This window comes from Siccirubricoccus sp. G192, from assembly GCF_019084075.1.
Taxonomy (GTDB): Bacteria; Pseudomonadota; Alphaproteobacteria; order Acetobacterales; family Acetobacteraceae; genus G192.
The window spans coordinates 3,995,295-4,006,951 of sequence record NZ_JAHREN010000001.1; the positions used below are offsets into that span (position 1 = coordinate 3,995,295).

General features: G+C 68.5%; 12 protein-coding genes and 1 tRNA gene. 2 read left to right on the forward strand and 11 right to left on the reverse strand.

The annotated features are described in order from the left end of the window. Positions 1-7: 7 nt before the first annotated feature. The 10 genes from KSF81_RS30045 to ffh all read right to left on the reverse strand — a co-directional run bounded on the left by KSF81_RS30045 (position 8) and on the right by ffh (position 7,684). Positions 8-205 carry a hypothetical protein gene (locus tag KSF81_RS30045; protein WP_254453623.1) on the reverse strand — a complete coding sequence of 66 codons (198 nt, stop codon included), beginning with the start codon at positions 203-205 and terminating at the stop codon, positions 8-10. Positions 206-755: 550 nt separating this feature from the next. Continuing rightward, positions 756-832: transfer RNA gene (locus KSF81_RS19280), tRNA-Arg, on the reverse strand. An 82-nt stretch (positions 833-914) separates the two neighbouring features. Beyond that, entirely contained in the window at positions 915-2,027 is a 1,113-nt protein-coding gene (leuB, locus tag KSF81_RS19285; RefSeq protein WP_217380344.1) for a 3-isopropylmalate dehydrogenase, read from the reverse strand. A 26-nt stretch (positions 2,028-2,053) separates the two neighbouring features. Continuing rightward, a complete protein-coding gene (leuD, locus tag KSF81_RS19290; RefSeq protein ID WP_217380345.1) occupies positions 2,054-2,665 on the reverse strand; it encodes a 3-isopropylmalate dehydratase small subunit in 612 nt (203 codons plus the stop codon). Continuing rightward, positions 2,665-4,095 (reverse strand): 3-isopropylmalate dehydratase large subunit, encoded by a 1,431-nt coding sequence (leuC, locus tag KSF81_RS19295; protein WP_217380346.1) that lies wholly within the window; start codon positions 4,093-4,095, stop codon positions 2,665-2,667. The genes leuD and leuC overlap by 1 nt, the downstream gene beginning before the upstream one ends. A gap of 73 nt (positions 4,096-4,168) precedes the next feature. Beyond that, positions 4,169-4,582: a 50S ribosomal protein L19 gene (gene rplS / locus KSF81_RS19300; RefSeq protein ID WP_217380347.1), complete on the reverse strand. Its 414-nt coding sequence runs from the start codon at positions 4,580-4,582 to the stop codon at positions 4,169-4,171. Between the two features lie 26 nt (positions 4,583-4,608). Beyond that, a complete protein-coding gene (gene trmD, locus KSF81_RS19305; protein ID WP_217380348.1) occupies positions 4,609-5,385 on the reverse strand; it encodes a tRNA (guanosine(37)-N1)-methyltransferase TrmD in 777 nt (258 codons plus the stop codon). Then, positions 5,382-5,900: a ribosome maturation factor RimM gene (gene rimM / locus KSF81_RS19310; RefSeq protein ID WP_217380349.1), complete on the reverse strand. Its 519-nt coding sequence runs from the start codon at positions 5,898-5,900 to the stop codon at positions 5,382-5,384. The genes trmD and rimM overlap by 4 nt, the downstream gene beginning before the upstream one ends. Positions 5,901-5,925: 25 nt before the next feature. Beyond that, complete coding sequence (rpsP, locus tag KSF81_RS19315) at positions 5,926-6,267, reverse strand: 30S ribosomal protein S16 (RefSeq protein WP_217380350.1); 342 nt, start codon at positions 6,265-6,267, stop codon at positions 5,926-5,928. 31 nt (positions 6,268-6,298) lie between these two features. After that, positions 6,299-7,684 (reverse strand): signal recognition particle protein, encoded by a 1,386-nt coding sequence (gene ffh / locus KSF81_RS19320; protein WP_217380351.1) that lies wholly within the window; start codon positions 7,682-7,684, stop codon positions 6,299-6,301. A 288-nt stretch (positions 7,685-7,972) separates the two neighbouring features. Between ffh and KSF81_RS19325 the strand changes: the two genes are divergently transcribed. Beyond that, positions 7,973-9,118: an ISAs1 family transposase gene (locus KSF81_RS19325; RefSeq protein ID WP_217380773.1), complete on the forward strand. Its 1,146-nt coding sequence runs from the start codon at positions 7,973-7,975 to the stop codon at positions 9,116-9,118. A gap of 396 nt (positions 9,119-9,514) precedes the next feature. After that, positions 9,515-11,008 (forward strand): tripartite tricarboxylate transporter permease, encoded by a 1,494-nt coding sequence (locus KSF81_RS19330; RefSeq protein WP_217380352.1) that lies wholly within the window; start codon positions 9,515-9,517, stop codon positions 11,006-11,008. Positions 11,009-11,069: 61 nt separating this feature from the next. On the opposite strand, the gene infC is transcribed toward KSF81_RS19330, so the two are convergent. After that, positions 11,070-11,582 carry a translation initiation factor IF-3 gene (gene infC, locus KSF81_RS19335; RefSeq protein WP_217380353.1) on the reverse strand — a complete coding sequence of 171 codons (513 nt, stop codon included), beginning with the start codon at positions 11,580-11,582 and terminating at the stop codon, positions 11,070-11,072. Positions 11,583-11,657: the final 75 nt, after the last annotated feature.

Sequence of the window (11,657 nt, forward strand, 5' to 3'; positions counted from 1 at the left end):
TGTCCCCTCAGCCCGCGTCGTTGGGCGGCCAGCCCTGGGTGTTGATCCGGCTGACGAATTCCAGGAAATCGGCGAGGTCGCTGACCTCCTGCTCGGTCAGGTGGAACTGCGGCATCTGCCGCCGGCCCGGCACCCCGCTCGGCTGCGAGGCCATCCAGGCGGCGAAGACCGCGCGCGCCCCCCTCCGGGTCCTCGTGCCCGCCATAGCGCTTCCAGACATTGCCGAGCTCGGGCGCGAAATAGGCGCCCTCGCCGAGCAGCGTGTGGCAGTTGATGCAGGAGTGGCGCTCCCAGACATGCTTGCCGCGCACCACCCCCTCGCTCATCGTCGAGACCGGCGCGCTCGTGCTGTTCATGTAGAGATGGCTGTGCACCGTCAGCGCGACGAAGACCACGAGGAAGAAGGCCGATCCCCCGTAGAAGATGTTGCGCGTGGCGGCTTTCGTCAGGCGCTCGGCCATGGTGCGGGTCCCCCACCCTCTATCCTGCGATTGCGGAAGCCGACCGGCCAGGGCCAGGGCCGCGCAGGGCGAATCAACAATACGCGCAAAACGAGTATCGCAATTGAGTGTTTGCCGCACGAGCCGGCAAGGGGGATTCTCAGCCCAATGTGAAGAGCGCAGGCCCAAAGGCCAACACCGCCGCCAAAACAGCCCACGGCAGCACGCGCTCAGACGCGCCGCGCGCGTCCAAAGTCACGTCAGGACCAAGGTCACCAAGCGGTCGCTGATAAGATCTTGTCCAAATTGGAAGAATGGCGCGCCCGAAGAGATTCGAACTCCTGACCCCCAGATTCGTAGTCTGGTGCTCTATCCAGCTGAGCTACGGGCGCGCAGCCGACCCGGAAGGACAAGGGTCGGCGAGGCGGGGGACATAGCGGAGGACAGCCCCCTGCGCAACCCCTGCCTTGGTCGTCAGGCTGCCAGCTTGTCCAATTCCCGGACCACGGCCTCGCCCATCACGCCGGTGCCGACGCGGGCCATGCCGGCCTGCATGATATCCGCGGTGCGGAGCCCACCGGCGAGCACGCTCTGCACCGCCGTCTCCACCAGCGCCGCATCCTCCTCCATGCCGAAGGACCAGCGCAGCAGCATGGCGAAGGAGAGCATCTGCGCGCAGGGATTGGCGATGCCCTTGCCGGCGATGTCGGGTGCGGAGCCGTGCACCGGCTCATACAGCGCATGCCGCCGCCCATCCGCGCCGATGGCGCCCAGCGTGGCCGAGGGCAGCATGCCGAGCGAGCCGGTCAGCGCCGCCGCCAGGTCCGAGAGCAGGTCGCCGAAGAGGTTGCTGCCCAGGATCACGTCGAACTGCTTCGGCCGCGAACAGAGCTGCATGGCGCAATTGTCGGCATACATGTGCTCCAGCTCGACATCCGGGAATTCCGCCTTGCCGATCTCCCCGACCACGGCGCGCCAGAGGCGGCCGGACTGCATGACATTCGCCTTCTCGACCGAGGTCAGCTTGCCCCGACGCTTGCGCGCCAGGTCGAAGCCGACCCGGGCGACCCGGGCGATCTCGTCCTCGGTATAGACCTCGGTGTCGATGCCACGGCGCTTGCCGTTCGGCATCGTCTCGACGCCGCGCGGCTCGCCGAAATAGATGCCGCCGGTCGATTCGCGGACGATCATGAGATCGAGGCCACGCACCAGATCCGGCTTCAGCGAGGAAGCCTCCACCAGCGGGTCCAGTACCACCGCGGGACGGAGATTGGCGAAAAGCCCAAGCTCCTTGCGCAACCGCAGGATGCCGAGCTCCGGTCGCTTGTCGAAGGGCAGGCTGTCCCATTTCGGGCCGCCGACGCTGCCGAACAACACGGCATCGGCAGCGCGGGCGCGCGCCAGGGTGGCGTCCGAGCAGGGGGTGCCCTCGGCATCGAGCGCGGCGCCGCCGACCAGCCCCTCCTCGATCTCGAAGCTGACGCTGCGGCGGCGGTCCATCCAGTCGATGATGCGCCGGACTTCGCGCATCACCTCGGGGCCGATGCCGTCACCAGGCAGCACGAGCAGCTTCTTGTTGGCGGGCATGGGCGGGGCGACCTCCGAATTTTGGACTAGCGATAGAGCCAGGGCTGTGCGGATTTCTGCCGTGCCTCGAATCCATCGATGGCACCCACATGCTGCATGGTCTGGCCGATGTCATCGAGCCCGTTCAGCATCAGGTGGCGTCGCAGCGGGTCGATCTGGAAGGGGATCTCCTCGCCATTCGGGCGGACCACCACCTGCCGCTCCAGATCGACGGTGACGCGAGCATTCGGCCCCATCTTCGCGTCTTCAATAAGCTGCTCGCAGACGGCGCGCGGGAGCTGGACCGGCAGGACGCCGTTCTTGAAGCAGTTGCTGTGGAAGATATCGGCGAAATCCGGGGCGATGACGCAGCGGATGCCGAAATCCAGCAGCGCCCAGGGCGCATGTTCGCGCGAGGAGCCGCAGCCGAAATTCTCGAAGGCGATCAGCACCTCGGCCTTGCGGTACGGTTCCTGGTTGAGGACGAAATCGGGATTCTCCGACCCATCCTCCCGGAAGCGCAGATTGGCGAAGAGATGCTTGCCGAATCCGAAGCGGCTGATCGACTTCAGGAAGCGCGCCGGGATGATCTTGTCGGTATCGACATTCGCCATCGGCAGCGGCGCCGCGACGCCCGTGAGGGTGGTGAAAGCCTGCATCACACCGCCTCCTTCGGCTGGTAGTCGCGCACATCGGCCAGCCTGCCGGCCACCGCGGCGGCGGCGGCCATGGCGGGGCTCAGCAGATGCGTCCGCCCGCCGGGGCCCTGACGCCCCTCGAAATTACGGTTGCTGGTGCTGGCGCAGCGCTGGCCCGGGGTCAGCTTGTCCGGGTTCATGCCAAGGCACATCGAGCAGCCGGCTTCCCGCCATTCAAAGCCGGCCTCGCGCAGGATGCGGTCGAGCCCCTCCGCCTCGGCCTGCTTCTTCACCAGGCCGGAACCCGGCACCACCATGGCGCGCACGCCCTCGGCCACGCGGCGGCCACGGGCGATGGCGGCGGCGGCGCGGATGTCCTCGATTCGGCTATTGGTGCAGCTGCCGATGAAGACCACATCCACCGGCAGGTCCTGCAGCCGCTGGCCCGGCGCCACGCCCATGTATTCCACCATGCGGCGAAGCTGCGCGCGGCGCGCCTCATCCGCGGCCTCCTCGGGGTTCGGGATGATGCCGGTGATCGGCAGCACATCCTCCGGGCTGGTGCCCCAGGTGACCTGCGGCGCGATCTCATGCGCCGCGATCCGCACTTCCCTGTCGAACCGCGCGCCCGGGTCCGAGGGCAGCGTCCGCCACCAGGCCAGCGCGCGCTCCAGCGCCTCGCCCTTCGGCCCCTCCGGGGTGCGGCGGATATAGTCGAAGGTGGTCTCGTCCGGCGCCACCATGCCGGCCCGCGCGCCGCCCTCGATCGACATGTTGCAGACCGTCATGCGCCCGGCCATGTCGAGCGCGCGGATCGTGTCGCCGGCATATTCGATCACATGGCCGGTGCCGCCGGCGGTGCCGATCCGGCCGATGATGGCCAGGGTGATGTCCTTGCCCGAGCAGCCGAAGGCGAGATTGCCCTCGACCAGCACCCGCATGTTCTTCGCCGGCTTCTGCAGCAGGGTCTGGGTGGCCAGCACATGCTCGACCTCGGAGGTGCCGATGCCGAAGGCCAGCGCGCCCATGGCGCCATGCGTCGAGGTGTGGCTGTCGCCGCAGACGATGGTCATGCCGGGCAGCGAGCGGCCAAGCTCCGGCCCGATGACATGCACGATCCCCTGCCGGTCATCCAGCAGCGGAATGTAGGGAACGCCGAATTCCTGGACGTTCCGCTCCAGCGTTTCGACCTGCAACCGGCTTTCGGGGTCGAGGATGCCGGTGCGGCGGCTCTCGTCGGTGGCGATGTTGTGGTCCACCACCGCGATGGTCGCATCCGGCCGGCGCACCTTGCGCCCCGCCGCGCGCAAGCCGTCATAGGCCTGCGGCGTCGTCACCTCATGGGTGAGGTGGAGGTCGACATAGAGCAGCGCGGTGCCGTCGGGCAGCGTCTCGACGACATGCGCGTCCCAGATCTTGTCGAACAGCGTGCGCGGCTTCTGACCTGACATCCTCGTTCCCCGTATCCCGGCGCCCACCCCGCGCATCCGGCGCGGGACGGGGCCGCTCTTCAGTCCCGCAGGCTCAGGCCTGCTTCTCCGCCCGGCGCTCGGCCGATGCCCTGGCGGCATCGGCATAGGTGCCGAGCTTCTCCTGGATGCGGGCGGCCTTGCCGGTGCGCCCGCGCAGGAAGTAGAGCTTCGCGCGCCGCACCTTGCCGCGCCGCATCACCTGGATCTCCGTGACGGAGGGCGAGTAGAGCGGGAAGACGCGCTCCACACCCTCGCCATAGGAGAGCTTGCGGACGGTGAAATTGCTGTTCACACCCTTGTTGGACCGCGCGATCACCACGCCCTCATAGGCCTGGGCGCGGACCCGCTCGCCCTCGACCACCCTCACCATCACGCGCACCGTGTCGCCGGGGCCGAATTCCGGCACCGGGCGGGCGGTGGCGAGGCGGGTCAACTGCTCCGCCTCGAACTGCTGCAGCAGATTCATGGTCGAAATTCCTTTCGTCGTTCCGTTTAGGCGGCACCGGCCTCAGCGGCAAGCGGGGCACCCGCAGGGCTGCCCTCCCTTGCGCCGCCGGCCTGGGCCGCGATCCGTAGTGAAGCCTCGTGCCGCGCCCAGAGATCGGGCCGGCGTTCGCGGGTGATGCGTTCCGCCTCGGCGTGCCGCCACCGCGCCACCTCGGCATGATGGCCGGAGAGCAGCACCTCCGGCACGGCGCGGCCATTCCATTCCGCCGGGCGCGTGTAATGCGGGTATTCGAGCAGGCCCGCGGCGAAGCTCTCCTCCTCGGCGCTCGCCGCCGCGCCCATGACGCCCGGCAGCAGCCGCACGCAGGCATCGAGCAGGACCAGCGCCGCCGGCTCGCCGCCCGAGAGGACGTAGTCGCCGATGGAGACTTCCCGCATCCCGCGCGCTTCCACCACGCGCTGGTCAATGCCCTCGTAACGGCCGCAGAGCAGCACCACGCCCGGCGCCGCGGCCAGTTCCCGCACCAGCGCCTGGTCGAGGTGCCGGCCACGCGGCGTCAGGAACAGCAATGGCCGTTCGGGCCCCGCCTCCAGCGCTGCGCCGCAGGCCGCATCCACCACATCCGGCCGCAGCACCATGCCGGCGCCGCCGCCGAAGGGCGTGTCGTCCACGGTGCGGTGCCGGTCGGTGGCGAAGCCGCGGATGTCGAGAGCATCCAGCCGCCAGCGCCCCTCGCGCAGCGCCCTTCCGGCCAGCGACTGGCCGAGCGGGCCCGGGAACATCTCCGGGAAGAGGGTCAGGACGGAGGCATGCCAACTCATGCCGCCGCCTCCTCACCCGGCTGCGGCGGCACCAGGATCTCCTCCGGCAGAACCACCACGACATGTTGCGCCGTCAGGTCCACCACCGGCACGCAGGCGCGGGTGAAAGGGACCAGCCTTTCGGGCGGGCCATCCAGCACCAGGAAGGCGCCGGCGCCATGCTCCTCCACCGCGCGGATGCTGCCGAGGGCTTCCCCGGCCGCCGTCGCGGCCCGCAGGCCGATCAGGTCGGCGAGGTAGAACTCCTCCTCCTCCGGCGGCGGCAGCCTGTCGCGCTCCACATAGAGGCGCGTGCCGGTCAGCCGCGCAGCGGCGTCGCGATCGGCGATGCCCTCGATGCGGGCCAGGCCCTCCGCCAGCACCGCCAGCGCGATGCGCCGCGTGCCGCCCTCGTCGGTCAGCGGGCCATAGGTGGCGATGGCCGCAGGATCGGCGGTGAAGCTGCGCAGCTTCACCAGGCCGCGCACACCATGCGGCCTGCCGATCTCGCCCACCAGGATGCGCTTCGCACCCATTGCCTATGGCCCGTCCTTCCCGCCTTCAGCCGGCCGCGGCGGCGGCAGCGGCGGCGCGTTCCTGCGCCTTCTTCTTCGGTGCCGACTTCTTCGGCTGCTCCGGGAAGACCGGCATCGGCGCCAGCCCAGCCTTGCCGAGGAATTTCGCGACGCGATCGGTCGCCACCGCGCCATTGCTCAGCCAATGCGCGATGCGCTCATCGACCAGGCGGACGCGTTCGGCATGCTCGGCCGGCAGCATCGGGTTGTAGCTGCCCAGCTTCTCGATGAAGCGGCCATCGCGCGGGCTGCGGCTGTCGGCCACCACGATGTGGTAATAGGGGCGCTTCTTGGCGCCGGCGCGCGCGAGGCGGATCTTCAGGCCCATAGTGCTTCCGTGGCTCCTGGTGTCGTTGCTGTCAAAAGGGTCGGCGGCCGCCGGAGCCGGGCAGGAGGGCACCAAGCCCACCCCGCATCAACCCCTTCTGGCCGAGCTTGCTCATCCGCTTCATCATCGCGGACATGTCGTCGAACTGCTTCAGCAGCCGGTTCACTTCCTGCACCGTGGTGCCGGAGCCGGCGGCGATGCGGCGCTTCCGCGATGCCTTGATGATATCGGGCGTGCGGCGCTCCTTCGGTGTCATGCTGCCGATGATGGCGGCCTGGCGCTTCAGGATGGTGGTGTCGAGATTGGCGTCCTCGAGTTGCGCCTTCATCTTGCCCACCCCCGGCAGCATGCCGAGGATGCCCGAAAGGCTGCCCATCTTGCCGATCTGCTTGAGCTGGGAGGCGTAGTCCTCGAGGTTGAACTGCCCCTTCTGCATCCGGGCGGCCATCTTCTCGGCCTCGTCCCGGTCGATCGTCTCGGCCGCGCGCTCCACCAGGGAGACGATGTCGCCCATGCCGAGGATGCGGCCGGCGATGCGGTCGGGATGGAAATCCTCCAGCGCATCCAGCTTCTCGCCGGCGCCGAGCAGCTTGATCGGCGCGCCCGTCACCGCCCGCATGGAGAGTGCCGCGCCGCCCCGCGCATCGCCATCGACCCGCGTCATGACGATGCCGGTAACGCCGACCCGCTCCTGGAAGGCGCGGGCGGTATTCACCGCGTCCTGACCGGTCATGGCATCGACGACCAGCAGCGTTTCATGCGGATTGGTCGCGGCCTTCACCGCCGCGACCTCGGCCATCAGCGCCTCGTCGATGGCGAGGCGTCCGGCGGTATCCAGGATCACCACGTCATAGAGTTCACGGCGCCCGAGATCCATGGCGCGCGCGGCGATCTCGAGCGGCGTCTGGCCCGGGATGATCGGCAGGCTGGCGACGCCGGCCCGCTCCGCCAATTGCTGCAACTGCAACTGCGCCGCCGGTCGCTGCACGTCCAGCGAGGCGAGCAGCACCTTCTTCTTGTCGCGCCCCTTCAGGCGCAGCGCGATCTTGCCCGAGGTGGTGGTCTTGCCCGAACCCTGGAGCCCAACCATCAGCAGCGGCACCGGCGCGGCCGCGGCGAGATCCAGGCCCCGCTTGCCGTCATCGCCCTCGCCGCCGCCCAGCGCCTCCACCAGGCAGTCATTGACGATCTTGATGACCTGTTGCGCCGGTGAGACGGAGCGGATGACCTCCTGTCCCACCGCGCGCTCGCGCACCCGGGCCACCAGGTCGCGCACCACCGGCAGCGCGACATCAGCCTCCAGCAGCGCCACGCGGACCTCGCGCAGCGCCTCCTGCACATCGGATTCTGACAGCGCGCCGCGGCGGCGCAGCCGGTCGAAAACCCCGTTCAGCTTGCTGGAGAGCGCCTCGAACATGGCGGTGAACCGCGACCCTTCCTTAAAATCCTATCCTCCAGCACCCCGCCACCGATTGCCCCAAAAGGTAGCGCACCGCTGCGCGAGTCTTCGCGGAGCGGCGGAGCCCCCCGCCTGACGGGGGACCGAGCGAGAGGGACCCGGCCCTCGGCAGGCTGGTTACGCCACGGGGGGGCAAGGGTCAAGCAGCATGCCCATGCGGCCCAGGGCAATCGGGTGAATGCGGGGTGGCCTTTCCCCTTGCTGGTGGGAGTGGTTCGTGGGGTGCCTCTGGTGGGGGGGCACGTCATGGTTGGGGATGGTGGGTCGCTGGTGGAGCGGTTTGCGGCGCTGTCGGACCCGCGGCAGGTGGCGAAGGTGCTGTATCCCTTGCCGGAAATCCTGCTGTTGCTGCTCTGCGCGACGCTGGCCGGGGCGGACGACTTTGTCGAGGCCGAGGTCTGGGGCAATCAGAACCTTGGCTTCCTGCGCCGGTTCCTGCCCTTCGCCCATGGCATCCCGAGCCATGACACGCTGGGAGCGCTAGTGGCCCGGCTGGACCCCGAAATGTTCAGGGACTGCTTCACCGCCTGGGTCGCCGGGCTGCGCGCCACGGCCCCGGACCTGGGCGGGCCGGAGGTGATTGCCATCGACGGCAAAACCGCACGGCGCAGCCACGCCCGGGGCAAGGGGCGCGAGCCGTTGCACCTGCTCTCGGCCTGGGCCAGCGGGCGGCGGCTGGTGCTGGGGCAGGAGGTGGTGGACGGCAAGTCAAACGAGATCACCGCCATCCCGGCGCTGCTGGAGCGGCTGGAACTGGCCGGTGCCCTGGTCACGATCGACGCCATCGGGACCCAGCGGGCCATCGCCGAGGCCATCCAGGCACGCGGTGGCAACTACCTGCTGGCGCTCAAGGCCAACCGGCCACTCACCCATGCCGAGGTCGCCGCCTTCTTTGCCGCCCCACCTCCGGGGATGCCGGTGCAGACCCACCAGACCGCCGATGGCGAGCACGGCCGCATCGAGGTCCGGCGCCACAGCGTCTGCCATGTCGTGGACTGGCTGTTCTCCGACCGCCGCTACCCCGACGAGCCCGCCTTCCCGGCCCTCGCCATGATCGGCATGGTCGAGAGCGAAACCGAACGGAACGGCCGGGTCGAGCGCGAGCGCCGCTGCTACCTCGGCTCAGCCAGGCTGGATGCCGAGACCTTCGCCCGCGCGGTGCGGGCGCATTGGGGCATCGAGAACCGGCTGCATTGGACACTCGACGTCGTCTTCCGCGACGACCTCGCCCGCCTGCGTTCCGGCTACGGGCCGGAGAACATGGCCGTGGTCAAGCATATGGCGCTCAACCTGCTGCACCAGGCCAGGCCAACCACCAGCCTCAAGAACCGTCGCAAGCTCGCCGGCTGGAGCACCGACTACCTCCAGCAACTCCTCCGCGGCACCGCGTAACAAACTCACCCGATTGCCCTGCCATGCGGCAGCGGATGAATCGGCCGCGCGATCATTTCCCGACGAAACCTGGACCGCCAAGGTGAGTTTGCCGAATGCTTGGCATTGTCGCGAGCAGCGGCCGGCCAGGACCAAAAAAAGAGAATTGCCGGGAGGATCATCTTGATCGACGGAGTTGACCGGGCCACGGCCCGCCAGGGCCGGATGGCGCCCTGCTGCATCCTGCTGCCCAGGACCATCCCCACCTCGCATTCCGGCCCGCCCCTGGCCCACCTCCCCTCGCAGCTGCATCGGCTTGCGGGCAGGCATCCCGGAGGGGCCAGGATATTGCCGGCCGACGCCTGTCTCTCCGCGGCGCTTGCCGCCCGCCAGCCCAGCGCATGAGGGGGCAGGCGCATGCTCGAGAACCTCGCGCTCGGCTTTGATGTCGCACTCAGCTTCAAGAACCTGACCTTCGCCTTTCTCGGCACCCTGATCGGCACGGCCATCGGCGTGCTGCCCGGCCTCGGGCCGACGGCGACCATCTCCCTGCTGCTGCCGCTCACCTTCGGGCAGGATCCGGTCACCGCCATTATCATGCTGGCCGGCATCTATTACGGCGCGCAGTATGGCGGCTCCACCACCGCCATCCTGCTGAACCTGCCGGGCGAGATCTCCGGCGTCGTCACCGCCATCGAAGGCTACAAGATGGCGCAGCAGGGGCGCGCCGGGGCGGCGCTGGCCGCGGCGGCGCTCGGCTCCTTCTTCGCCGGCACGGTGTCCACCTTCGTCGTCGCCGCATCGGGGCCGATGCTCACATCGGTGGCGCTGTCCTTCGGGCCGCCGGACTACTTCTCCCTCATGCTGCTCGGCCTGATCGTCGCCTGCGTCCTGGCCCAGGGCAGCGTGCCGAAGGCCATAGCGATGGTGGTGCTGGGCGTCGCGCTCGGCCTGGTCGGGACCGATGTGCAAACGGGGCAGCAGCGTTTCACCTTCGGCGTCCCCGAACTCTCGGACGGCATCAATTTCGTGGCCCTGGCCATGGGACTGTTCGGGGTGACGGAGATCATCCTGAACCTGGAACGCCCGGAGATCCGCAGCGGCCGGGTGGCGAAGCGCGGCCCGCTCTGGCTGAGCCGTGAGGAATGGCGCTACGCGATCCCGGCCTCGATCCGGGGAACCCTGCTCGGCACCGCACTCGGCATCCTGCCGGGCGGCGGCGCCGCCATCTCCTCCTTCGGGTCCTACATGCTGGAGCGGCGCCTGACACGCCGCCCGGAACGCTTCGGCAATGGCGCGATCGAGGGGCTAGCCGGGCCGGAAAGCGCCAATAATGCCGGGGCGCAGAGCGCCTTCATCCCGCTACTGACGCTCGGCATCCCGTCCAATTCCGTGATGGCCCTGATGGTGGGCGCCCTCATCATCCAGGGCATCCAGCCCGGGCCACGGATGGTCACGGCGCAGCCGGAACTCTTCTGGGGCCTGATCTGCAGCATGTGGATCGGCAACCTGATGCTGCTGGTCATCAACCTGCCGCTGGTCGGGGTTTGGGTGCAGCTGCTGAAGGTGCCCTATAAATTCCTGTATCCGGCGATCCTGGTCTTCTGCTGCATCGGCGCCTACAGCATCAACAACAACGTCTTCGACGTCTACACCATGATGATCTTCACCGTGCTCGGCTATGCCCTGACCAAGCTGGGCTGCGAGTCGGCCCCGTTGCTGCTGGGCTTCGTGCTCGGCCCGATGATGGAGGAGCATCTGCGCCGCGCCATGCTGCTCTCGCGCGGCGACCCGATGACCTTCCTCGAAAGGCCGATCAGCGCCTCGATGCTCGGGCTCGCCCTCATCGCGCTGGTGCTGATGGTGCTGCCCTCACTGCGCAGCAAGAAGGAGAAGGCGCTGGCAAGCTGAGAGCAGCCCTGCCGGCGCGCGCGGGCCGACCAGGCGGAACCGCGCGCCGGCAGGGCGCCGCCTATTTCGGCGCCAGGACCATGATCATCTGGCGGTTCTCCAGGCGGGGCATCTGCTCCACCTTGATGGTCTCGCCGAGCTCGGTGCGGATGCGCTCCAGCACCTTGATGCCGAGGTCCTGGTGCGCCATCTCGCGCCCGCGGAACCGCAGCGTGACCTTCACCTTGTCGCCTTCCTCGATGAAGGACTTCATCGCCCGCATCTTCACGTCGTAGTCGTGATCGTCGATGTTGGGGCGGACCTTCACCTCCTTGATTTCGACGACCTTCTGCTTCTTGCGGGCCTCGTTGGCCTTCTTCTGCTGCTCGTATTTGTACTTGCCGTAATCCGTGATCTTGCAGACCGGCGGCTCGGCATTGGGGCTGATCTCAAGCAGGTCGAGGCCGACATCATAGGCGCGCTGCAGCGCCTCGCGCGCGGACATGACGCCCTGCATCTCGCCATCCTGGTCGATCAGCCGGACCTGCGGCACGCGGATATCCTCGTTGACGCGCGGCCCATCGCGCGGCGGCAACTGGTTGGAAACGGGACCTCGGGCTATTGCTCTCTCCTGTCGATGTTGGAACGGTTCAGCACTATAGTTATGGCG

Bases quoted from the DNA above. Each gene is read 5' to 3' on its own strand.
- rimM (WP_217380349.1), bottom strand. From the start codon at position 5,900: ATGGGTGCGAAGCGCATCCTGGTGGGCGAGATCGGCAGGCCGCATGGT.
- ffh (WP_217380351.1), bottom strand. From the start codon at position 7,684: ATGTTCGAGGCGCTCTCCAGCAAGCTGAACGGGGTTTTCGACCGGCTG.
- KSF81_RS19325 (WP_217380773.1), top strand. From the start codon at position 7,973: ATGGTTGGGGATGGTGGGTCGCTGGTGGAGCGGTTTGCGGCGCTGTCG.
- leuB (WP_217380344.1), bottom strand. From the start codon at position 2,027: ATGCCCGCCAACAAGAAGCTGCTCGTGCTGCCTGGTGACGGCATCGGC.
- KSF81_RS19330 (WP_217380352.1), top strand. From the start codon at position 9,515: ATGCTCGAGAACCTCGCGCTCGGCTTTGATGTCGCACTCAGCTTCAAG.
- rpsP (WP_217380350.1), bottom strand. From the start codon at position 6,267: ATGGGCCTGAAGATCCGCCTCGCGCGCGCCGGCGCCAAGAAGCGCCCC.
- rplS (WP_217380347.1), bottom strand. From the start codon at position 4,582: ATGAATCTGCTGCAGCAGTTCGAGGCGGAGCAGTTGACCCGCCTCGCC.
- KSF81_RS30045 (WP_254453623.1), bottom strand. From the start codon at position 205: ATGGCGGGCACGAGGACCCGGAGGGGGGCGCGCGCGGTCTTCGCCGCC.
- leuC (WP_217380346.1), bottom strand. From the start codon at position 4,095: ATGTCAGGTCAGAAGCCGCGCACGCTGTTCGACAAGATCTGGGACGCG.
- trmD (WP_217380348.1), bottom strand. From the start codon at position 5,385: ATGAGTTGGCATGCCTCCGTCCTGACCCTCTTCCCGGAGATGTTCCCG.
- leuD (WP_217380345.1), bottom strand. From the start codon at position 2,665: ATGCAGGCTTTCACCACCCTCACGGGCGTCGCGGCGCCGCTGCCGATG.